This is a genomic window from Hymenobacter jeongseonensis, from assembly GCF_015694725.1.
Classification (GTDB): domain Bacteria; phylum Bacteroidota; class Bacteroidia; order Cytophagales; family Hymenobacteraceae; genus Hymenobacter; species Hymenobacter jeongseonensis.
Genome location: NZ_JADQDQ010000007.1, coordinates 44,972 through 66,267, shown reverse-complemented (window position 1 = coordinate 66,267; position 21,296 = coordinate 44,972). Strand labels below are relative to the sequence as shown.

Genomic DNA, 21,296 nt, shown 5'->3' with positions numbered 1-21,296 from the left:
TAAAAGCACGGTGGGCTGGGCGTTACTGGGTTTGCTTCTCCTGTTTAGTATTAGTTGCCAACCGCACGACCAAGCAGTGGTGCGGATAAAGGCTAAAACCTATACCCGCAGCGTGGCGGAGCTGGCGCAGGCCCGGCTGACGCCGACGCTGGTGGACCCGGATTATTTGCTGGTGCTGGACATGGCGATGCTGAGCGCCAACGTGTATTCGGGCGTGCAATCCCGCGACCATCGGCCGGACTATGGGCAGGACACGGCCAAGTACGTGAGGGAGCGGCGGGAGCTGGCGCGGCGCGGGTGGCTGCCGTTTGCGTTTCGGTACGCTGTGGGGGCGCCGGCGGGGCAGCGGCTGGCCAGTGGGCTGGTGTTTGATGTGTGGGTGCGGACGGTGCCGGGCACGGTGCCGCTGGCGGTGCTGGTGTTTCGGGGGACGAACTACCTGGAGTTTGCGGATTGGGTGGCCAACGTGCGGCCCCTGACCAACACGCCGGGCGTGTGGGACCAGTACGAGCAGGCCCGCGTGCTGACGCCGGTGTTGGTGGCGAAGCTGGACTCGGCGTATGGGGGTCGGCAGCGGGTGATGTCGGCGGGGCACTCGCTGGGGGGAGGGCTGGCGCAGCACGCGGGCTTCACCTGCGGGCGGGTGGAGAAGGTGTTTGCCTTCAACTCGTCGCCGCTGACGGGGTATTTTGACGTGGCGAAACGGGAGCGGCTGCGGCACGGCAGCGGGCGGCGCACCTACCTGGTGTATGAGAGCTATGAGGTGCTGGCGATGCTGCGGCTGGTGCCTGGGGTGCTGGAGCGCTTCACCGACAATGCGAATGCGGTGGTGGTGCGGTACAATTTCTCGGAACTGGGGACGTGGTCGCCGTTTCGGCAGCACGAGATGCAGCGGCTGGTGGTGGGGCTGGGGGAGAAATGAGGTGGGGGTTGTGGTTACGGCGCGATAGTAGCGCGGACTTTTAGTCCGCGCCCCACGCCGCGTGGGTGTCGTTTGGGGACGCGGACTAAAAGTCCGCGCTACTATCGCGCTACGGTCAGTTGGCTGGAAAAATGCGCTGCCTCGTTCGGCTACTGAATTACTTCGACCCAGCCTTTGAACTTGCGGCCGTCGGTATAGGTGACGAGGTAGTAGTAGACGCCGCCCGCGCCGGCGCCGCCCCAGCGGAAGGTGCGCTCGGGCGACTGATAAACGCGCTGGCCCCAGCGGGTGAAGATTTGGATGCCGGCGAAGCGCTGGTCGCAGAAGTCGACGGGTAGGTCGGGCATGGTGAGGACGTCGTTTTTGGTGTCGCCGTTGGGGGTGATGACGTTGGGCGGCCGGAAGGCGACGGGTTCTTCGAGGGGCACGACTTGGAAACGGACGAGGCGTTCCTGGTTGCGGGGCGTGCAGGGGCCGGTTTCGGCGAGGCGGAACCGGACGAGGAGGCCGTCGGCCGTGACGTCGTCGCAGGTGGGTTCCCAGGCGAAGGTGGCGTCGGCCTGCCCGGTGCCGTTTTGGGCGGCGAAGACCATGCGCCGGGCGGCAAGGTCGAAGCCTTGGCCGGCGGCGGTGAGGGCCAGGGCGTGGCCGTCGGCATCGGTGCCGGCCAGGGTGGCGGAGTAGCGGGTGCCGATGGGCACGCGAATGACGACGGGCGTGAGCGGGGCGGGCGGCACGGGCGCCGCCGGAAAGCTGGTGGTGAGCAGGGGCGGGGCATTGGGCGGCTGCGTGGCGATGAAGGCCACGCGCACGGTGTCGCGCCGGGGCAGGCTGCAGCCATTATCGGCCACGATGACATCGAGCAGGAAAACCTTGCCCTGGGAGTCGGTACATTCCGGGAAGCAGAGGGTGGCGGTTAGGGTATCGGGGGCGCCGGCTGCGCGCACCGTGCCGCTGCGGGTGGTGGTGAAGAGGGGCGCGTTGGCGCTGAAGTTGACCGGACGGCTGCTCATGGTGAGCACGGAGTTGGGGTCGGGGTCGGTGAAGCGGATGGTGAGGCAGCGGTTGCCGCCGGGCACGAGGCGCAGGGTGTCGCGGCCGGGCAGGTAGGCGGCGGGGCTGGCGGAGGTGCGCACCTCCATCTGGGGCGTGGAATTGGTGGGGCAGATGAGGACTTTGAGTTGAAAGTCGCGGCGGGTTTCGCCGATTTTCTGGCCGTTGCGATACTCCGTGCAGCGCACCCCGAACACGAACAAACCCGTATCGGCGGGCTGCACGGTGAGGCGGCCGGTGCGGGCATCGATGCGCAGGGGCGGGGTGCCCGGAATCTGGTTGTCGGTGCCGAGGCCCGGTTTCCAGGTGATGAGGGAGTAGGGGGCGGGGCTCACCTGGGGCAGCACCGGAAACGCCACCGATGTGTTGCCGTTGAGGGGCGTCACCATGTCGTAGGCCAGGGAGTCGCCGTCGGAGTCATCCCCGCCAAAATCGTAGTAGAACAACTCGTTCTTGCAGGCATAGTCGCTGAGGGGCGGGAAAATGCGGGGCGTGGAGTCGATGAAGGCCGCGCCGTTGCGCACCACGGCCGGGAATTCGAGGTAGAAGGTTTGGGCGGCAGCTTCGGGGGCCACAATGTTGCTAATCTCGTCGTTGCGGCAGCAGCGCTCCACGGCCACGTAGTAGCCGGCGGGGCTGTTGTACACGCCGGGGCTGAGGACAATGTCGCGGATATACACCAGCTTGCGGGTGCGGAGCGAGCCGACTGCGCAGTCCGGGTCGGTGTAGTCAACGAACGTATTGGACGTGAGGGGCAGGACGACGTTGCCGAAGCGCTGGTTGTTGTTCTTGGCGAAAATGCCGGCCATCAGCTCCTGGTCGAGGGCGCCGGGGTCGCCGTGCACGTCGTCGAAGTACAGGTTGAGGCGGAGCGTGTAGGTGTTGCCGATGCGGTGCTGCAAGTCAAGCTCGCCGCCCACCAAGTGGGTAGCCGAAGCGGCCAGTGGAGCCAGCAAGGCCAGCAGTAGTAGAAACCGCCAGGTAGGAAGCAGCGCGTGTAAGAGTCGATTCATGGCTTGGAAGATAATTGAAAAAATAAAATTCAGGGCCGGGCAGCCGGTTCTGGAAATCCGCACTGGGGAACTTGCGGGCTCGAACGCTCCTTCTGGAGCAAGGGGAACTGAGAGCCATCCGAATTGGGAGGCCGTTGGCCCTGCTGCAGGAAATAAGCGGCTGAAGCGGAGCACACTGGGAACGGCCATTTTCAGGTTTCCGATACGGCACATATCTTTCAACTCGTTACTGCGTATTGCGGTACTGCTTATCGCCAAAGACCGTAAAATGAAGTGCCCTGCTGCCTGGCCGCTGTTTTGATATGATTCACATCGTTTACATGAGCCGGGCCGTCCGTCCGTTGTCCGACGAAGACTTGCAGGCGTTGCTGGGCCAGTGCCGCGACGATAACGCCCGCCGCAATGTGACGGGCGTGCTGTTTTACAGCCATGGCCATATTGCCCAGCTTATTGAGGGCGAGCCGGAAATTCTGGAGCCATTGTTTGATAAGATTTCGCGCGACGGCCGCCACTCCGACGTCCGAAAGCTGGTGGACAAGCGCATTGCCACCCGCAGCTTTTCGGAGTGGTCCATGGCCTTTCACCCGCTCGAGCCCACCGGCTTCGAGGCTTTGGAAGGCTTTCTGTTGCCTCACAAACTGACGGCCCCGCCGAGCACCCTCACCATTGCCGATGCCATGCTGGTGGACTTGGTGCGCTTGGCCGTGTTTGGCCCCGAAACCATGCCTGCCGAGCACGTCGAGTCCGTCCATGCGTGAGGAACAGCTGCGGGACATCCTGCACCACATGCCGGCGGGCGTCGTCACGCTGCAAGGCCCCGAGCTGCGGTTTGGCTTCGTGAACGAGGCCATGCGAGCAGTGCTCGGGGACGGCGTCCGCGAAGGGCAGTCGATAGCCGAGCCCGCGGGGCTGGTACCCGCCGATTTGCTTGAAGTCATGCAGCAGGTGTATCAGTCCGACCGGCCGTTTGTGGCCAAGTCCTACTGCATCCCCCAGCCGGCGGCCGATGGGCAGCCGCCCCGGCTGCGCTATTTTGATATTGCCCTGGAGCCCGTGCACGAGGGCGGCGGGCCCGTGAGCGGCTTGCTGCTGTTTGCCGTGGACGTGACCGTGCAGGAAGAAGCCCGGCAGCGCGCCCACGAGCTGTCCATCGAAACCCGGCGGCTGGACACGCGCCTGCGGGTGCTGACGGAAACGGTGCCCCAAATCACGTTCACGATAAACGCGGAGGGCAAGTTTGAGTACGTAAGTCCGCAATGGTACTACTTCACCGGCCAGCCGCCCACCACCGACCTCAACGCCATCTGGCCGCTGCTGATTCATCCGGACGACCGGCTGCGGGTGCTGTACCAGGCCGATACGGCCCGCGCCTCGGGCATTGGCTGGAACTTTGAGTACCGCCTGCGCCGGCACGACGGGCAGTACCGCTGGCTGCTGAGCCGCGCCCTGCCCGAGTTTCTGGCCCCCGACAAGCCGGTGTTCTGGCACGGCGCCCTCACCGAAATCCACGACCAGCGCGAACTGTCCGAAGCCCTGCGCCAGGGCGAAGCCGAGCTCCGGTTTCTGGCCGACAGCATTCCCGAACTCATCTGGACGGCGACGTCGGACGGTTTTATTGATTACTACAACCAATTCACGGGCGAGTACACCGGCCTCACGCAGGAAGAATTGGGCCCCACCGGCTGGATAAACCTGCTCGAGCCCAGCGAGCAAGCCGGAGCGGCCCGGCGCTGGGTGCAGAGCATCGCCACGGGCGAGCCCTATGAAAGCCTGTGCCGCATGCGCCGCCACGACGGGCACTACCGCTGGCACATCATTCGGGCGCGGCAACTCACCGACACGCGCGGCCCGCGCTGGTTTGGCGCCTGCACCGACGTGGACGACCAGCACCGCCTGCGCGAAGTGCTGCAAACCCAATACGACGAACTGGCCCGCACCAACCGCGACCTCGACACGTTCGTCTACACGGCTTCGCACGACTTGAAGCAGCCGCTGCTCAACCTGCGCGGCCTGTTTGACGAGCTGCGCCGCACCGCCACGTTCCACGACCCGGAAGATGCCAAAATTCAGGGCATGGTGGATGGGGCGCTCACTCAGCTCGACGCAACGCTGCAGGAACTGGCCGCCACCGTGCAGGACCAGCGCGGCCTGACGGCGCCGGCCGAGGCCCTGGACTTGCGCAGCGTAGCCGAAGAAGTGCTGCTGGGCCTGCGCGCCCAGGTGCAGGACATCGGCGCTGCTGTGGAACTGGACTTTGAAGCCGTCCCGACGCTGACCTACGGCCGGGCCAATCTGCGCTCCATTCTGCACAACCTGCTCAGCAACGCCCTCAAGTTTGCCGATGCCGAGCGGACGCCGCTGGTGCGGGTGCAGAGCCAACTCACCGAGGCCGGCCGTCCCGTCCTGCGGGTGGAGGACAACGGCCTGGGCATGGTGCTGCCGGATAATTCAACGGCGGTTTTTCAGCCGTTCACGCGCCAGCACCCACATATTGCGGGCGCCGGGGTGGGCATGTACTTGGTGCAGCGCATCGTGACCAGCCGCGGCGGGCACTTGGACGTGGCCAGCACCGTGGGCGAAGGCACCACCTTCACCATTTACTGGTTCGACTAACCCGCCGGCCCCGCCCCACAGCCGAACCAACGGCTGGCAGCGGCGTAAAGACAGAAGGCCGGGCATATTCCTGGCCTTTCCTTTTTACCACAGCTACCAATGAGTATTTTCAGCAGCGACAAACTCAAGGGCAAGACAATTGCCATCATCGCCACCGACGGATTCGAGCAATCGGAACTCGACGAACCCAAGAAATACCTGGAAGGCGAAGGCGCCGAAACCCACGTCATCTCCCTCAAGAGCGGCTCCATCAAGGGCTGGGACGGGCCGAGCAAGGACTGGGGCAGCAAGGTGGACGTCGATAAAGTCATCGGCGATGCCAAGCCCGCCGACTACGACGCCCTGGTGCTGCCCGGCGGCCAAATGAACCCCGATATTCTGCGCATGGACAAAGACGTGGTGGCCTTCATCCGCGAGTTTGCCCGCTCCAACAAGGTGATTGCCGCCATTTGCCACGGCCCCTGGACCCTGATTGAAGCCGATGCCGTGCGCGGCAAGCGCGTGACCAGCTGGCCCAGCCTCCAAACCGACCTACGCAACGCCGGCGCCCACTGGGAAGACTCGGAGGTAGTCTGCGACCACGGCCTCATCACCAGCCGCAAGCCGCAGGACATTCCCGCCTTCAACAAGAAGATTGTGGAAGAAATGCTGGAGCCCCAGCACGGCGGCAATAGCTAAGTGTAAGCCTGCACTCTAGTAATCTCTTTGCAACAAAAAAGCCTTTCTCTGTGCAGAGAAAGGCTTTTTTGTTGGACTAGAAACGCTTATTTCTGGCCCAGGACAAAGGCGCGGATGTCGGCCGGGGCGTCCAGGGAAATGGGCGGGGGCGACATGCCGGCCGCAATGGCACTGATGATTTGCAGGGCGTGGTTTAGGCCGGGGTAGTGCAGCTCGGCCACGCGGGGGTTGTTGCGCAGGCCTTTTTTCAGCAGGGCCAGGTTCACCGGGGCATTTACTTCGGCATCCTCGTCGCCTTGCAGCAGCAGCACCGGGCACTGCACCTGAGCCAGCGAAGGCAGGGGGTCGAAGGCCAAGAAGTTGCGGTAGGCGGGCGTAGTGAGCGTTTGCACGGTGGCCTGCACATCGGCCGGGGCAATGTTGGGGTAGCGCTGGCGCATCATGTTGCTCAAAATGGCTTGAGCTTGGCTGTTGTCGGGGGTTTGGCGCACGATTTCGAGCATGGCCCGCTGGTGCTTGAGGCTGCTCTCAGCGTCGCGGCGCATGGCGGCCTTCTGGCGGAGGTGCTGCTGGTCGAGGTAGGTTTGCACTTGCGCGGCATTGGAGCCGTGGGCGCGCAGCTTCTCGGCTTCAACCAAGGCGGCGGCTTGCTCGTGCTGGTACTTGCGCTGGCGCTGCGCATCGGTCGAGTCGTTGCCCAGCACCTTGCCGTACATCACGGGCTGGCTGGCGAGCAATTCCCGGCCGGGGAGACCGGCGGCGGCCAGCGCTACTACAAAGTTGGGCGCCAGTGGCTGCGCGCCCGCCAGCAGCGCCACGTTTCCGCCTTCGCCGTGCCCGATGAGGCCGAGGCGGCTACCGTCGAGCTGGGGCCGGGTGCGCAGGAAGTTGAGGGCCGCAATGGCATCGGCCGACCGCTCCGCGAGCGTGGTGGTGGCACCCGAGCCGCCCGACCCACCTTGGCCGCGCTCGTGCAGGCGCAGCACGGCCACGCCTTGGTTCACCAGGTAATCGGCCAGGCTGCCCAGTAGCTGGTTGCTGCCCGAATTGGGGTCGCTTTTGTCGGCGCCGCGCTCGGCCAGCAGCACCACGGCCGGGAAGGGGCCGTTGCCTTTGGGCAGGCGCAGCGTGCCGTTGAGGCGAACGCCCCCGGCGGGCGAGGTAACCGCCACGGCTTCAACACGGTCAAACACGTCGGCTTGCGCACGGAAGGTGCCGGCAATCAGCAGGCAGCAGGAAACGAGGACGGTGATGAACTGGCGCATAAGCAAGGTTGTCAGAGACAAAGCGAAAACACTTCCATGTGCCAGGAGCAGTTAAAAGTGATATTCAAAATTCGCTCGCTCACGACGCGCTTGCAGATTTATTAGCCGAAGTAGGAGTTTTCGCCGGCTTATGAACCCATTTCCCGGTTGAAAAAATTGAGCTGTTCTCAAAATGGGTAATTTGTCCCATAATGGGATTGCAGCTCACGCATCACTATCCCTAATTCAATAGCGGCAGCCAGGCTTGGCCCTGCCTGTGCAGCAGCGCCCACATTACGGCATCGAACACCAGCAGAAAACCGCCCTGCCACCACAGCGAACGGCCAAATCCGGCCAGCTGCGCTGGACTCCGCCGCGCCGGCTGTCCCGCCAACGCCCGCAGGTAGAAGCCAGTCATGATGTAGGCCACGTCCAGACCGGTGTTGAACAGAAACAGGTTCTCATTCAGGAGTTGTCCCTGGAACAGGTTGGCTAGGCGCAGGCCGGTGGGCGGGCTGAGGTGCCGCAAGCTCCAGGCTGCCAACCCAGCATTTACAAGGCCCCAGCCCAGGTTCATGCCATGGAAGTGGAACGATTCGAGGTGGCGGGGCGTGCGCCAGGCGCCGTAGCCGCTCACCACCACGTTGAGCAGTGCCCAAGTGGCCAGAACGGCCATGCCGCGGGCCAACAGCAATTCGCGGGCTTCATAAAGCAGGGTAACGTGTTGCATGGAAAAGAAGAAGGGAGGCATTTGAAACAAAAAAAGGAAGCCCAGCGGGCTTCCTTTTTGAGAACTGGAAATGGAGCGGAAGGGTGCTTATTGGGTAAAGCCGATACCCAAGTAAATCTGAAACAAGTTGTTGTAAATCTTGCTATTGGAAAAGGCCGGGTTGATGGTGCCGGATGAGTTGGAGCCGTCTTCAAATACTTTGCCCAAGCTCAGGTTGTAGCGCGCGCCCAAACGGGCCGGTCCCAAGCGGGCTTCGAGTCCGCCGACACCCCCAAAATCGAGGGAATTGAAGCCGTTTGCGGCGATGTCCAGGTTGTCGTCGCCCTGCCGGATGTTGGTGAGCAGCGACACCTGTGGGCCCACATGGAAGCTGATGGTTTCGGTCACGTTGCCCACGAACATGACGGGGAGCGAGATGTAATCCATGCGAAAATTCTGCTTTGCGCCCGCGCTGGTCCCCACGCCGGTGTTGGCTTCAAAGCCTTGGCGCGAATACAACAACTCGGCCTGCACGGAAGCAAACTCGTTGAAGCCAAACTGCCCGTAAAGGCCGGCGTGCACGTCGCTACGCGAATTGCGGTCGATGCCGGCCACGTCGTCGCCGCGCAGGCTGCTCAGGTTGTAGCCGCCTTTAATGCCAAAGCCGGTGTTGCGCGAGTCGGTGGTGCCGCCGCCCGTGTAATCTTTGGAAGACAACTCGCCGCCCGGACGGGCCTGCGCAAACGCTGCCGTAGAGGTGGTTACGGCGAATACTAAAAACAGAAGAGTCTTTTTCATGGGTGAAAGAAGATGAGGAGAATGAGGCCGGTGGCCGGGGTAAGATTACTATTCCCGTTTGCCACTATACTTTACCGGGGCTAGAAAGTTGCCTTGTGGCGGCCGAAGGCAAAAAAAACGGTTGGCGCCCGTGCGTCGGGGCCTTACCTTTGGGGCCGCTGCTCCGCTCATACGGAGTAGTGGCCTGGGGTGTTAGCTCAGTTGGTTCAGAGCGCCACCCTGACACGGTGGAGGTCGTTGGTTCGAGCCCAATACGCCTCACGAAAACCCCTCGCTGCCTTGTGCAGCGAGGGGTTTTTTATTGCATGTCCCCGTTTCCGCTGGGTGTGTTTTGTGTATTCTGAAAAAGGAAAAGCAAAGACCGTTATTGCGGTTGTTGCATTGGGTTTTGTGAACGACCAAAGGTGCATTCGTTTGGCCTTCCTCACCCACGACGGCTACACCTTTTGGTGCCAAAACACCACCAGCAGCATCTGCGACATCGCCTAAGCCCACTGGCACTACCGAAGCCTTGTACCCAACGGACCGGGTTAAGCCGAACTCAAAACAGCCCCCGCTTCGTAGTCTGAGAAAGACGAAGCGGGGGCTGTTTGCTTTTTTACGGTAAGGAATATAAAGGAGAAAGTGTCTGCCTATGCGTTTCTATTTGCTGAATAGCAAATTGATTTTTTTCAGCCAGGTGTTCACTGCCTCCTTCACCTGCTTTTTCTTGTTGCCCTCCATCACGTAAAGCACCCCGTCTCTTTCAATGCCGCCGCGGGTTGAAAAGCCTTCCACAACCGAGCTATTGAGGGCCAGCGCCTTGACGGTTTCGAAGCTGCTGCCCACCCCATAGCCTGCATTGGTATTGAATGGCACAATGGTTTTCCCGCTCAGATTGTACTGCTTCAGAAAGCTCTTCATGGGCGGTGGCAGCTGCATCCCCCAGGTCGGAAAGCCCACAAACACGACGTCGTACTGCTCCATGTTTGCGATTTTGGTACGCAGGGGCGGCAAAAAACCGGTTTCGTTTTCCCTAGCCACCTGCTGAACGGTGGCCTGGTAATTTGCCGGATACGGGCTTTCTACTTCCAGTGCCACCAAGGTTCCGCCCACCGCTTGGTGAATCATGCCCGCAACGGCCTTCGTGTTGTTGGTGCGCGACAAGTACACAATCAATACTTTGCTTGGAGCCATGCCGGGGGCCGGGGTGGCCTGGACATCCTCGGCCGGGGCAATGGAGCAGGCGGAAATCAGGAGCAAGCACACTGCGAGCCAGCGCATCGGTGCCGCTGGGAACTGCTTTAGGCGTTGTGGCTCAGCATCCATCTGACTTTTTATTTTGCAGCGGCCCATGAGAAAACGTTACGGGCGGGCTATTCGATACAAGCGGCCCTGGTCGGTGACGGCATACAAGGCGCCGTCCGTTCCCTGGGTGATGTCCCGGAAGCGTTGTCCTTCGCTGGCCAGCAACCTTTCTTCGCCCACCACGCGGTTGTTTTCAATAACCAGGCGCACGATGTGCATCCCGCTGAGCGCGCCGATGAACAGGTTGTTTTGCCATTCAGCAATGCGGTTGCCCGCGTAGAACGTCATGCCGCTCGGCGACACCACCGGGTCCCAATAGTACACCGGCTGCTCCAGGCCCGTGCCCTGCTGGATGGCACCGCCCACCGGCTGGCCACTGTATTCGAGACCATAAGTAATGATGGGCCAGCCGTAGTTGGCGCCCGCCTGGGGGCGGTTGAGTTCGTCGCCACCCCGCGGGCCGTGCTCGCTTTGCCAAATGTCGCCCGTCACCGGATGAACGGCCAAGCCCTGCGGGTTCCGGTGGCCGATGGAGTACAATTCCGGTCGGGCGCCCGCTTGCGCAAATACCGGATTGCCAGGGGCCGGCTGCCCGTCTTTCGTGATGCGGATAAGCTTACCCAGGGCCGACGTGACCGATTGCGCCTGAGGCCGAGTGGCGAGGTCCGACCGCTCGCCGGTGCTCACCACCAGATGGCCCGTGCGGTCAAATACCACGCGGCCCCCGTAATGATTGGCCCCGGCATACGCGGGCTCCGCGCGGTAAATGACGGCGGCTCCCTCGATGGTGCGCTCATCCGTAGCCAGTCGGCCCTTGGCAATGGCCGTCAGATTACCGCCCGGGCGAACTTCTGAAAACGACCAGTACACCATCCGATTGGTGGCAAAATCCGGGTCGATGCAAAGCCCCAACAGCCCGCCTTGCCCGGAAGAATTGACCGGCGGCAAGCCCGTAATGGGCTCGCTGACCGTACCAGTTGCCGTAACCAAACGCATCCGGCCGGCCTTTTCGGTAATGAGCAGCCGCCCATCGGGCAGTGGGGTGATGCCCCACGGGTTGGTCAGCGAAGACGTGAGCACCGTTGCCCGGTAGCTGCTGGCCGCCGTAGTCACGCTCGGTACGCGGGTTTGGCCGGTAAAGGCCGGCCGATAAGTGGCATTGGGGGCGTTGGTTTCCACCGGCGAACCGGAGGGAGCAGGCGTTGTAGAAACCGCAGCAGTATCTCCATTGCGAGAACACGCCCCAAAGGCCAGCGAACCAGCAAGGAGGCAAATCAGAGGTTGTTTCATGAGTTGACCGATGGAATAGGATTACCTGAGCGCTGCCCTTCATGAACGGCTGCCCGTCCTGCTTAACGTGATTTATGCCAGCAGAGATAATTCTATGGCTTGGGGGCTGCTTCCACCGCCGAAAACTGCAGCACCATCTGCGGCAGTCGCTCGCCCTTTACTTGAATTTTAGCCAGCTCCGCATTGAATTGCCCCAACTCATCCGCGGTAAACCGCACGGCATCGGCCCCGTTGTTTTCCAGCATGTGGGCCATCTGCGTGGTGCCGGGAATGGGCACAATGAAGGGTTTTTGCGCCAACAGCCAGGCCAGCGAAATTTGGGCAGCGGTAGCTTCTTTCCGGGTGCCCCAGCGCTTCACCAGTTCCACCAGGGCCAGGTTGCCCGGCAGGTTCTCCGGCGAGAACCGAGACTCCGCCCCGCGAATGTCGCCGGGTGCGAACCGGGTTCCGGCGTCGATGGCCCCGGTGAGAAAGCCCACGCCCAGCGGGCTCCACGGCACGAACCCAATGCCGAGCTCCTGGCACAGCGGAATAACTTCGGCTTCCGGTCCCCGCCAGAGCAGGGAATATTCGTTCTGAATCGCCGTCACCGGATGCACGGCATGCGCCCGCCGCACGGTTTTCAGGCCGGGTTCGGATAGGCCGTAGTGCAATACTTTGCCCTGGCCGATGAGGTCTTTGATAGCGCCGACCACGTCCTCAATGGGCACGGCCGGGTCCACGCGGTGTTGGTACAACAGGTCGATGCGGTCGGTGCGCAGCCGTTGCAGCATGTTCTCCACCACCACCTTGATGTGGTCGGGCCGGCTGTTCAGGCCCGGCAGCCGCTGACCGGTTTTCTGGTCAATATTCCAACCGAACTTCGTCTCAATCACGATTTTGTTGCGGGAGGGGCCCACCGCTTCGCCCAGGATGCGCTCCACCTCCCACGGGCCGTACACCTCCGCGGCATCGAACAGGGTCACGCCTTGGTCATAGGCCGTGCGGATGATGTGGTGCATCTCGGCCCGGTTTGGAACTTCCGTGGTGTACTTGCGGCTCATGTTTTGCACGCCCAGGCCCACGCTGGACACTTGCAATGTGCCCAGCTTCCGCCGACCCCGCACCTGGCTTTTTGCCGAAGCCGAGCGGGAGGCCGCCGCCGGGGCTGATGCGGCACAGGCTGGCAGCATGGCGCCGCCAGCCAGGATTAAACCGGTTTTCAGCAGGTCGCGGCGGTTGAGGCCCGAAGTTGGTTGGTCAGTTGAAGGGTCCATGGTTTGTAAGGCAGGGTGAGCTGATGGCGGCGGTTTTAGCGGTTAATCATTTTCTGCGACTGCTCCGTGTACCGGGCGCCGTGAACATTGATGCTGGCGCCTTCTTCTTCCAGGCGCTGCAAATCATCGGCGGTCAGCTTCAATTCCGCCCCGCCGAGGTTTTCCTCCAGCCGATGCAGCTTGCTGGTGCCGGGGATTGGGGCAATCCAGGGTTTCTGGGCCAGCAGCCACGCCAGCGCAACCTGGGCCGGGGTAGCGCCTTTTTCTGCCGCCACCCGGCCGATGAAGGCCACAAAATCCTGATTGGCTTTGCGGTTCTCCTCCGAGAAGCGCGGCACGCTGTTGCGGAAATCGGACTGGTCGAACTGGGTATTCTCGTCAATCTTGCCCGTCAGAAAGCCCTTGCCCAGCGGGCTAAATGGCACAAAGCCGATGCCCAGTTCCTCCAGGGTGGGCAGCACGCTTTGCTCGGGCTCGCGCCACCACAGCGAGTACTCACTTTGCAGGGCTGACATGGGCTGCACTGCGTGCGCCTGGCGAATGGCCGCCACTCCCGCTTCGGAAAGGCCAAAATACTTCACCTTGCCTTCCTGTATCAGGTCTTTCACGGCCCCGGCCACGTCTTCCATTGGCACGTTGGGGTCCACGCGGTGCTGGTAAAACAGGTCGATGTAATCGGTCTTCATGCGCCGCAGCGATTGCTCCAGCACTTGCCGGATGCGCTCGGGCCGGCTATCGAGGCCGAGGGAGGGCTGGCCTTCTTTAAAACCAAACTTGGTGGCAATGACCACTTGGTCGCGCACCGGCGCCAGGGCCTGGCCCACCAGCGTTTCGTTGGCTTCCCCATAGGCTTCGGCCGTGTCAAAAAAGGTCACCCCGCGGTCAACGGCCGTTTGAATCAGGTGGATGGCTTCTTCAGCAGGGGTGGAATGGCCGTAGCCAAAAGTCAGTCCCATGCAGCCCAGGCCCAGGGCTGATACTTCCAGGCCGCTCGGCCCCAATTTTCGCTTTTCCATGTTGGATGCTGCTTAAAAAATGTAATCAGGCCCCACCGCCTGCAGGCGCGAAAGCTAGCCGCCCACCCCCAAAAGCTTGAGGCAGTGAATGCAGTCTGATTCTTGATGGATTCGCAATCAGTCCGCTAATGACCAGTTGGTTACCCGTTAATAGTATAGACTAAAACGAGTAGCAGTGAGCATGACAAAGGTCCGAACACACCAGGCGGCGGTTAAACATGATTCAAACCAAAGAGTATGATTATCAAACAAGCGCTGGCTGTTTTGCCAACGCTTTTTACATATTGCAACAGCCGCAAAAGAGGCGACTAGCCCCATCTCACTTCTGGTTGGGTGCGCTGGACGGCTGAGCAGTGCTCAGCGCTTTCGCGAGCACAGCCCGGCCGGCATCCGCCTCTTTCTTACCGATACTCGTCTCCGTTACAGCCATCAATTGCTGCAGCTGCGCGGGCGTCAGTCCGGTATGCAGTCCAATGCCCAAGTGGCTCTGCAACATGGGCTCCACGCCCCCCAGGCTAACCAGCGCGGCAATGGTGACCAACTCCCGCTCCTGGTAGGTCAGTACGTCGCGCTCGAAGATGTCGGCAAACAGGTGCTCCTTCAGGAACCGCTCGATTTCGGGGCTGAAGGCGGCGTAACCGGTTTTGGTGGCTGGTTCGGGCTTTCCCGAAAGCTTCTCCAGGTTCTTCTTGCCGCGCTCGTACTTCGATGCGGTGCTGGTAACGGGCGACGCCTCCTTGCCTATTACATCTTTAATTCCCTTGGCCTTGCGCTCATCCAGCACCTTAATAAGCGTGTTGATGCCCTGTAGGCTGCGCGGAAAGCCGCAGTAAGCGTAGAGGTGCACCAGCACTTCCTTTTCCTCATTCACGGTTAGGCCGGCCTCCAGGCCTTTGCCCAACGCCTGATGCAGCTCAGGCAGGTTACCTTTCGCGGTCAGCGCCGAAATGGTGGTAATGGCCTGTTGCCGGGCCGTCAGCGCATCTGCCGCAGCCTGTTCACAGCTCCCGGGAAAGGGTGCTGCCACCGCCAAAATACCGAGTAGAAAGACAAAAAAAGCCAGCAGTCCCAGCTTTCCCGCCCGCGGCGTCTGCCAGGGGGGAAGTGGGAGGTTGTGGGAGTCGCGCCGCGCTTGCCGGGACGCGCGAACGGCTACCCAGTTCCACTGATTTGTATTCTTCATTTGTGCCTGAAATGAATGTCCCGCTCCGGCTTCAACTACGGGCGTAACCGGGTGAAAAAGCCTTGCTTGCGCCTGGTTAGGCCGGTTGGCGCATGGCGTCCAGCACCTTGTCAGGGGTCATGGGCAGGGAGCGCAGCCGCCGGCCGGTGGCGTGGAACACGGCATTAGCCACGGCCGCCGTCACGCCCACGATGGAAATTTCGCCGATGCCCTTCACGCCCATGGCGTTGACGTGGGGGTCGTGCTCGTCGATGAAGTCGACTCTCATGTCTGGAATGTCGGCGTTGACCGGGATGTGGTAGCTCGCGAGGTCGGCGTTGGTGTAGCGGGCCAGGTTGGGGTCGCGTACCGTCTGCTCCATCAACGCCGACCCGATGCCGAAAATGCTGCCGCCAATGACCTGGGAGCGCGCCGTTTTGGGGTTGAGAATGCGGCCCGCACTCATCACGCTCACCCAGCGTGCCACGCGCACGGTGCCCAGTTCGGGGTCCACGTGCACCTCGCAGAAGTGGGCGCCAAAGGCATGCATCGAATACCCGGCGGCGGCTTCCTTTTCCTCCTTGTTCATATCAGCGTCGGCCGTGACGCTGGGCTCTTTGTACACGCTGCCGTAGCGCCCTTGCGCGGTGCCTTCCACATCGCCCAGGCTGGCGCGCTTCATGATTTCAGCAAAGGCCTCGCCGGTGGCCGGCTTGGTTTTGAGCTGCAGGCGGCCTTTTTCCATCACCACGTCCGCCGCCTTGGCCCCGTACAGCGGCGATTTCCTGTCCCGGACCGCCATGCTGATGAGTTTCTGCCACACCTCCTGCGCGGCCAAGTAGACCGACGAGGACACCCTGCCCGCCGCCGTGGAACCGCCCGACCACTGCGTAGTGGGCAGAATGGTATCGCCCAACTCAAATCGAACGTTCTCCGGCGGTACTCCCAAAGCGTCGGCTGCCACTTGGGTGATAATGGTGTAGGTGCCCGTGCCCAGGTCGGTGGCGCCAGCCTGCACCACGGCATGCCCGTCGGCGTAGAGGCGCACCCGGGCGTTGCCCTGCGAGTTGTGGACAGGGTAGGAGGCCGTGGCCATGCCCCAGCCCACCAGCGTTTTGCCGTTGCGGGTCTGCCCGTTTTTGGGGTTGCGCTTACTCCAGCCAAAGAGTTCAGCGCCGCGCTGGTAGCAATGCTTCAGGCTCTTGCTCGACCACGGCTGGCCGTTGGTGGGGTCCTTCTCCGCGTAATTCAGCAGCCGGATTTGGATGGGGTCGATGCCCAACTGGTAGGCCAAATCACCCATGGAGCACTCTAGGGCAAACGAGCCGGGCATGTCGCCTGGGGCCCGCGTCGAGGTCGAGGTCATCACGCTGGCCTTGGCCAGGTGGTAGGTCGACTCGAAAGCGGGCAGCGCATAGAGCATGTTGATGATGCGGCTGTTCGTTTCGGCGTAGTCGTCCCAAGGCGAGGTAGTAGACGTTTTTTTCGTGTACAATGCCCAGCAGCTTGCCTTCTTTGGTCGCGCCGAGGCGCAGCGTTTGCTCCTGTTCTTCGCGGTGGCCCATGCCGGTGTACTGCTGCTGGCGCGTGAGCACCAGTTTCACCGGCCGGCCCATGGCCTTAGCGGTAAGCGGCGCTAGCACCACGTGGGGCCACACCCAAGCCTTGCAGCCGAAACCGCCGCCGAGGTACTTGGTCACCACGCGCACCTGCTCGGTGGCCAGGCCCAGCATCAGGGCCAGCGTTTTCTGGGTTTCCGACACGCCTTGGGTGGTGTCGTACACCGTAAGCCGGTCGGGGGCTTCCCAGTGCGCCGTGGTGGCGCCGGGCTCCATGGGGTTGTGGTGGTTGGTGGCGTGGTGGTACGTGGCCGTCAGCTGCACCGGAGCCTTGGCAAAAGCCGCTTGCGCATCGCCGCGCTTGGTGACGCCGGCCGTGCCCTTCACGGTTTTTGGCACGTAGCGCTGGGCCTTGGGGTCGAAGTAGGAAGAAACCGGCGCTTCGGCGGCAATAGTCACTTTGAGCAAGGCTGCCGCATACTGCGCGTGTTCCAGCGTGTCGGCTACTACTATGGCCACGGGCTGCCCGGCGTAGTGCACCTCGTCCGTCATCATCGGGAAAAAGCCCATCGGGGAATTTAGCGTCCCTTTGTTCGCCTGCGAGTCCGGCACCTTCACCGGCTTGGGCAAGTTCAGGTGCGTGAGGATGGCCAGCACCCCCGGCTGCTTCATGGCGGCACTGCTATCAAAGCCCGTGACGCGGCCCTTGGCCACGTCGCTGGTTTTGAGCACGGCGTGCACCAGTCCCGGCAAGCGGTTGTATTCGGCCGAGTACTTGGCCTGGCCGGTCACTTTTGCCCAGCCGTCCACGCGGTTCATGGGCTGGCCCACGGCACCCGGGCCAGCGTTGGTTTCGAAGAATTGGGGTTCGGTATCCATAAAAGCTTCGGGCGTAAGGCGCAGTGGGAATAGGAAAAGGAAGGGGCTTATTGGCTATGCCGCGGCCACTTGCTGCAGGGCGCGCACCAGTGTGTTTTGCGCCAGCTCCACTTTGTAGCGGTTGTGCTCGCGCGGCTGGGCGGCCTGCAAGGCAGCCGCAGCAGCGGCCCGGAACGTGGCCTCGGTGGCTGGCTGGCCGACCAGCACTCGCTCCGCTTCGCGGCTGCGCGCCTACGCCGCCCAGCGCCACCCGCGCGGCCCGGATGGTCCCAGATTGCACATCCAGGCCCACGGCGGCCGAGGCCAGGGCGTAGGCGTAGCTGCTGCGCTCGCGCACTTTCAGGTAAGCCGAGCGTTGCGCATGGGCGGCAGTCGGAATGGTGATGGCCACAATCAGCTCGCCGGGCTCGAGTACCGTTTCAATGTGGGGCGTGTTGCCGGGTAGCCGGTAGAAGTCGTTCAGTGGCACTTGGCGCTGCTTGCCTTTGCTTCTCTCAATCGTCAGCACGGCATCAAAGGCGGCCAGCGCCACGGAGAAGTCGCCTGGGTAGGAGTTGGCAATGCAGCTTTCGCTCACTCCCAAAATGGCGAGGTTGTGGTGGTCGCCGGTCAAGGCTGGGCAGCCCGAACCGGGCACGCGCTTGTTGCAGGGAAAGGCCGCGTCGCGGAAGTAGCCGCAACGGGTACGCTGCAAGATATTGCCGCCCACCGTGGCCATGTTGCGCAGCTGCGGGTGCTCCTGCAGGTGGGCCTTCATCAAATCCAGCAGCGTGGTGCCGCCGGCGATGTAGGCCACCGCGGGCGTGTCTTTTTGCAGGGCGGTGGCTTCCTTGGCCGAGGCCGCTTGGGTGTAGCTGAAGTCGTTCATAGCGTTAGCCCTGGGCCGGTTGGCTGGCCACGTCGCGCACGGCGGCCAGAATGTTGGGGTAAGCGCCGCAGCGGCACAGGTTGCCGCTCATCCACTCCCGGCATTGCGCGTCGGTGGTGGCGTGGCCCTCGCGCACGCATGCCACGCCCGACATAATCTGGCCCGGGGTGCAGTAGCCGCACTGCAAGCCGTCGTGCTTAATAAAAGCGGCTTGCATGGGGTGCAGCTGGTCGCCCTTGGCCAAGCCCTCAATGGTGGTGATTTCCTTGCCCTGCGCCATCACCGCCAGCGTCATACAGGAGAGGGTGCGTTGGCCGTTGACGTGCACGGTGCAGGCGCCGCACTGGCCGTGGTCACATCCCTTCTTCGTGCCGGTCAAATCCAGCCGTTCGCGCAGCGTGTCGAGCAGCGTCACGCGGGGCTCGACCCGAACGGTGTGCGCTTGGCCATTAACGCGCAGCGTGATGTCGGTGGCGCCCTTGAGAACTTTCGAGAAGGCCGTCAGGCGCTCGGCCTGACCAGCCAGGGGGGAGGCCAGCGCTAAGCCGAAGATGCCGCCGGCCTGTTTCATGAACGAGCGGCGCGAATCATCGGCTGGTTGCGGGGCGTCCAGGTTGGGTGGAAACAAATCAGACTCCATGGCAAAACGGAATGGTGAGTGAAAAAGTCAATAAGGCTCCCTCGCAAATTATCGACGTCGCGGGCCAACCAGGCCGGCGGCTCTGACACCGCCGGCGCCATTAAAAACACCTGCTAATTCATTTGAGCCGAAACCGGGTAAGGTCTATACCAACTGGCATTATCGAAGTTGCCCCAGCGCCCGGTATTGTTTGAAACCCTTACTGATTCGTTTGAATAGTATAATCCAGGCCGGGCTGGGGTACTGGCTATCTGGCCCGCCACCGCGTCACGCTACGCCTCCATCACCCGTTCGGCATCCCGCCGGAAGGCCAGGGGCGTGGTGGCGGTGTGCTTCTTGAAGAAGTTGTTGAAGTACGTGGGGTATTCAAACCCGAGGCTGTAGGCCACCTCGGCCGTGCTCCACGAGGTGTGGTGCAGCAGGGCCTTGGCTTCGCTAATCACCCGCTCCGCAATGTGCGCGGTAGTGGGCTTGCCCGTCACTTCCTTCACCGACCGGTTCAGGTGGTTAACGTGCACCCCGAGTTGGTTGGCAAATTCCTGAGCCGTTTTCAACGGCATTGCCTGACTGGGGCTTTCCACCGGAAACAGCCGCTCCAGCAACTCCAGAAACAGGGCCGTAATCCGGGACGAGGCATTCTTGTGCTGCACGAAGCTTTCGGTCGGCTGCATGCGCAGGGCCTCGTGAATCAGCAGCTGCAGGTAGGTGCGAATCAAGTCGCCCTTGTAGAGGTAATCCGATTCCTGCTCGGCCAGTATTTTCCCGAAGATGCCCTTGGCGTAAGCCACCTGTTCATCATTGAGCTGAAAGATGGGCGTGCCGCCGACCTTGAACAGCGGCGACTGCTGCAAGCTTTCCGACCGGTCGTTTTCCTTCATAAACGCTTCGGTGAACAGGCAGGAAAAGCCCGTCAGCCTATCCCCATGCACCTCGATCGAGTACGGGATGTGCGGGTTGGCAAACATCAAACTCGGCCCGTTGATTTCAATGCCGCGGTCCGCGTATTCCACGGTGCAGGAACTGGTGACCAGCGCCACTTTATAAAAGTCCCGGCGGCGGTACGCATGACTTGGGCCTGCCGCGGTGTCCACCTCGTACGCCTTAAAGCCTCGAAGCTTCAACTCCTGGGGGTTCAGGTCCTGATGGCTGCTGATGCGCTCGGTAACGGGGGCGGCTGTGTGGGTCATGGCTTTTATACGTAAAGAACGGGTAACACGCAGGTGGCGCGCCAGATAGAACACCACTATGGTAACGGCTCCACGGCCGCACCGGTCGTTTTCTGCCAGAATTAGTCGTGAATTTTACGCTCGCTAATCCACTGCACCATGGCCGGGTCGCGGTGGTCGAAGAACAGGCTGGCCTTCGTGTCCAGCGCCTTAATGGCCTCCAGTTCTTCCGCCCCCAACTCAAAGTCGAGGCTGTTGAAGTTCTCGGCCATCCGCTCGGGGCGCACCGACTTCGGAATGGCTACCACGCCGCGCTGCGTGAGCCAGCGCAGAATCACCTGCGCCACCGTCTTCTGGTGCTGGGCGGCAATGCCGCGCAACACGTCGTTGGCGAAGATGTCATTCTTGCCCTCAGCGAAGGGCCCCCAGGATTGAATCTGGACCCCATTTTCCTGCAGAAACTGCTGCGTTTCTACCTGCTGGTGGAAGGGGTGGGTTTCCACCTGGTTCACCGCCGGCACCACGTTGTGGTGCACAATGATATCCATCACCCGGTCGGGGTGGAAGTTGCTCACCCCAATGGCCTTGATGCGCCCGGCGTGGTACAGTTCCTCCATGGCGCGCCAAGCGCCGTGCACATCGCCGTAGGGCTGGTGAATGAGGTAGAGGTCCAGGTAATTAAGCCCGAGCTTCTGCATCAACGTTTCAAACGCCTGCTTAGCCCCGTCGTAGCTCGCGTCCTGCACCCACAGCTTGGTGGTGATGAACAGCTCCTCCCGCGGCACCCCGCTCTTGCGGATGGCGTTGCCCACGGCTTCCTCGTTGCCATAAGATGCCGCCGTATCAATCAACCGATAACCGGCCTTGATGGCTTCCAGCACGCTGTTTTCGCACTCGCCGGGGTCCGGTACCTGGAACACGCCAAAGCCCAGCAGGGGCATCTTTACTCCATTATTCAATGCGACAGTTTGCATAATTTTCTTCGGATAGAAGTAGCACAAAGAATGTGTCTGGAGCAGCAGAAGGGAGTATTTGCCGAGTTAATGCGTCGGGTAAACACCGCGGTCCAACTACTTCAGATTTTCATGACAAAGGTCCGGTTGGTCGAACCAGTTGGGAAAAGAGAATCAAACGAATTAGTAT

General features: G+C 61.9%; 18 protein-coding genes, 1 tRNA gene and 1 pseudogene. 5 read left to right on the top strand and 15 right to left on the bottom strand.

Annotated features, from left to right (window positions below; genetic code table 11):
• Positions 1–31 precede the first annotated feature (31 nt).
• On the top strand, positions 32–922 hold the full coding sequence (locus tag I2I05_RS14635; protein ID WP_196283021.1) for an alpha/beta hydrolase family protein: 891 nt from the start codon (positions 32–34) through the stop codon (positions 920–922).
• 149 nt (positions 923–1,071) lie between these two features.
• On the opposite strand, the gene I2I05_RS14630 is transcribed toward I2I05_RS14635, so the two are convergent.
• A complete protein-coding gene (locus I2I05_RS14630; RefSeq protein WP_196283020.1) occupies positions 1,072–2,988 on the bottom strand; it encodes a T9SS type B sorting domain-containing protein in 1,917 nt (638 codons plus the stop codon).
• 302 nt (positions 2,989–3,290) lie between these two features.
• Between I2I05_RS14630 and I2I05_RS14625 the strand changes: the two genes are divergently transcribed.
• From I2I05_RS14625 to I2I05_RS14615, 3 genes are all read left to right on the top strand, one after another.
• Complete coding sequence (locus I2I05_RS14625) at positions 3,291–3,746, top strand: BLUF domain-containing protein (protein WP_196283019.1); 456 nt, start codon at positions 3,291–3,293, stop codon at positions 3,744–3,746.
• Positions 3,739–5,601 carry a PAS domain-containing sensor histidine kinase gene (locus tag I2I05_RS14620; protein WP_196283018.1) on the top strand — a complete coding sequence of 621 codons (1,863 nt, stop codon included), beginning with the start codon at positions 3,739–3,741 and terminating at the stop codon, positions 5,599–5,601. Before I2I05_RS14625 ends, I2I05_RS14620 begins: the two co-directional genes overlap by 8 nt.
• Positions 5,602–5,700: 99 nt before the next feature.
• A complete protein-coding gene (locus tag I2I05_RS14615) occupies positions 5,701–6,279 on the top strand; it encodes a type 1 glutamine amidotransferase domain-containing protein (protein ID WP_196283017.1) in 579 nt (192 codons plus the stop codon).
• Positions 6,280–6,365: 86 nt separating this feature from the next.
• On the opposite strand, the gene I2I05_RS14610 is transcribed toward I2I05_RS14615, so the two are convergent.
• The 3 genes from I2I05_RS14610 to I2I05_RS14600 form a co-directional block, all read right to left on the bottom strand.
• Positions 6,366–7,544, bottom strand: a complete 1,179-nt coding sequence (locus tag I2I05_RS14610; protein ID WP_196283016.1) for an alpha/beta hydrolase — start codon at positions 7,542–7,544, stop codon at positions 6,366–6,368.
• A 220-nt stretch (positions 7,545–7,764) separates the two neighbouring features.
• Positions 7,765–8,253: a DUF6992 family protein gene (locus I2I05_RS14605; RefSeq protein WP_196283015.1), complete on the bottom strand. Its 489-nt coding sequence runs from the start codon at positions 8,251–8,253 to the stop codon at positions 7,765–7,767.
• A gap of 87 nt (positions 8,254–8,340) precedes the next feature.
• Positions 8,341–9,030: a porin family protein gene (locus I2I05_RS14600; protein WP_196283014.1), complete on the bottom strand. Its 690-nt coding sequence runs from the start codon at positions 9,028–9,030 to the stop codon at positions 8,341–8,343.
• 186 nt (positions 9,031–9,216) lie between these two features.
• Between I2I05_RS14600 and I2I05_RS14595 the strand changes: the two genes are divergently transcribed.
• Positions 9,217–9,291, top strand: a tRNA-Val gene (locus I2I05_RS14595).
• Positions 9,292–9,672: 381 nt separating this feature from the next.
• Here the strand turns inward: I2I05_RS14595 and I2I05_RS14590 are convergent.
• The 11 genes and pseudogenes from I2I05_RS14590 to I2I05_RS14545 form a co-directional block, all read right to left on the bottom strand.
• The gene (locus I2I05_RS14590) at positions 9,673–10,293 is read right to left on the bottom strand and encodes a flavodoxin (protein ID WP_230688355.1); all 621 of its coding nucleotides are present in this window, start codon (positions 10,291–10,293) and stop codon (positions 9,673–9,675) included.
• 81 nt (positions 10,294–10,374) lie between these two features.
• Positions 10,375–11,607: a PQQ-dependent sugar dehydrogenase gene (locus I2I05_RS14585; protein WP_196283012.1), complete on the bottom strand. Its 1,233-nt coding sequence runs from the start codon at positions 11,605–11,607 to the stop codon at positions 10,375–10,377.
• Between the two features lie 92 nt (positions 11,608–11,699).
• Positions 11,700–12,863, bottom strand: a complete 1,164-nt coding sequence (locus I2I05_RS14580; protein WP_196283011.1) for an aldo/keto reductase — start codon at positions 12,861–12,863, stop codon at positions 11,700–11,702.
• Positions 12,864–12,898: 35 nt separating this feature from the next.
• Complete coding sequence (locus I2I05_RS14575) at positions 12,899–13,879, bottom strand: aldo/keto reductase (protein WP_196283010.1); 981 nt, start codon at positions 13,877–13,879, stop codon at positions 12,899–12,901.
• 319 nt (positions 13,880–14,198) lie between these two features.
• On the bottom strand, positions 14,199–15,062 hold the full coding sequence (locus tag I2I05_RS14570) for a carboxymuconolactone decarboxylase family protein (protein WP_196283009.1): 864 nt from the start codon (positions 15,060–15,062) through the stop codon (positions 14,199–14,201).
• A 76-nt stretch (positions 15,063–15,138) separates the two neighbouring features.
• Positions 15,139–16,536, bottom strand: a complete 1,398-nt coding sequence (locus tag I2I05_RS22165) for a xanthine dehydrogenase family protein molybdopterin-binding subunit (RefSeq protein WP_449555674.1) — start codon at positions 16,534–16,536, stop codon at positions 15,139–15,141.
• 52 nt (positions 16,537–16,588) lie between these two features.
• Positions 16,589–17,332: pseudogene (locus tag I2I05_RS22160) on the bottom strand (xanthine dehydrogenase family protein molybdopterin-binding subunit); the annotation flags it as partial.
• Positions 17,286–18,347, bottom strand: coding sequence for an FAD binding domain-containing protein (locus I2I05_RS22515; protein ID WP_449555673.1), 1,062 nt, complete (start codon positions 18,345–18,347; stop codon positions 17,286–17,288). The gene I2I05_RS22515 and the pseudogene I2I05_RS22160, both read right to left, overlap by 47 nt.
• Positions 18,348–18,351: 4 nt before the next feature.
• Positions 18,352–18,987: a (2Fe-2S)-binding protein gene (locus I2I05_RS14555; protein ID WP_196283008.1), complete on the bottom strand. Its 636-nt coding sequence runs from the start codon at positions 18,985–18,987 to the stop codon at positions 18,352–18,354.
• A gap of 272 nt (positions 18,988–19,259) precedes the next feature.
• Entirely contained in the window at positions 19,260–20,174 is a 915-nt protein-coding gene (locus I2I05_RS14550; RefSeq protein ID WP_196283007.1) for a helix-turn-helix domain-containing protein, read from the bottom strand.
• 101 nt (positions 20,175–20,275) lie between these two features.
• The gene (locus I2I05_RS14545; RefSeq protein WP_196283006.1) at positions 20,276–21,127 is read right to left on the bottom strand and encodes an aldo/keto reductase; all 852 of its coding nucleotides are present in this window, start codon (positions 21,125–21,127) and stop codon (positions 20,276–20,278) included.
• Positions 21,128–21,296 lie beyond the last annotated feature (169 nt).

Excerpts from the sequence above, each read along its gene's own strand:
- I2I05_RS14580 (WP_196283011.1), bottom strand. The coding sequence starts at position 12,863 with ATGGACCCTTCAACTGACCAACCAACTTCGGGCCTCAACCGCCGCGAC.
- I2I05_RS14615 (WP_196283017.1), top strand. The coding sequence starts at position 5,701 with ATGAGTATTTTCAGCAGCGACAAACTCAAGGGCAAGACAATTGCCATC.
- I2I05_RS14605 (WP_196283015.1), bottom strand. The coding sequence starts at position 8,253 with ATGCAACACGTTACCCTGCTTTATGAAGCCCGCGAATTGCTGTTGGCC.
- I2I05_RS22515 (WP_449555673.1), bottom strand. The coding sequence starts at position 18,347 with ATGAACGACTTCAGCTACACCCAAGCGGCCTCGGCCAAGGAAGCCACC.
- I2I05_RS14590 (WP_230688355.1), bottom strand. The coding sequence starts at position 10,293 with ATGCGCTGGCTCGCAGTGTGCTTGCTCCTGATTTCCGCCTGCTCCATT.
- I2I05_RS14630 (WP_196283020.1), bottom strand. The coding sequence starts at position 2,988 with ATGAATCGACTCTTACACGCGCTGCTTCCTACCTGGCGGTTTCTACTA.
- I2I05_RS14600 (WP_196283014.1), bottom strand. The coding sequence starts at position 9,030 with ATGAAAAAGACTCTTCTGTTTTTAGTATTCGCCGTAACCACCTCTACG.
- I2I05_RS14585 (WP_196283012.1), bottom strand. The coding sequence starts at position 11,607 with ATGAAACAACCTCTGATTTGCCTCCTTGCTGGTTCGCTGGCCTTTGGG.
- I2I05_RS14625 (WP_196283019.1), top strand. The coding sequence starts at position 3,291 with ATGATTCACATCGTTTACATGAGCCGGGCCGTCCGTCCGTTGTCCGAC.
- I2I05_RS14555 (WP_196283008.1), bottom strand. The coding sequence starts at position 18,987 with ATGGAGTCTGATTTGTTTCCACCCAACCTGGACGCCCCGCAACCAGCC.
- I2I05_RS14620 (WP_196283018.1), top strand. The coding sequence starts at position 3,739 with ATGCGTGAGGAACAGCTGCGGGACATCCTGCACCACATGCCGGCGGGC.
- I2I05_RS14610 (WP_196283016.1), bottom strand. The coding sequence starts at position 7,544 with ATGCGCCAGTTCATCACCGTCCTCGTTTCCTGCTGCCTGCTGATTGCC.
- I2I05_RS14550 (WP_196283007.1), bottom strand. The coding sequence starts at position 20,174 with ATGACCCACACAGCCGCCCCCGTTACCGAGCGCATCAGCAGCCATCAG.
- I2I05_RS14575 (WP_196283010.1), bottom strand. The coding sequence starts at position 13,879 with ATGGAAAAGCGAAAATTGGGGCCGAGCGGCCTGGAAGTATCAGCCCTG.
- I2I05_RS14545 (WP_196283006.1), bottom strand. The coding sequence starts at position 21,127 with ATGCAAACTGTCGCATTGAATAATGGAGTAAAGATGCCCCTGCTGGGC.
- I2I05_RS14570 (WP_196283009.1), bottom strand. The coding sequence starts at position 15,062 with ATGAAGAATACAAATCAGTGGAACTGGGTAGCCGTTCGCGCGTCCCGG.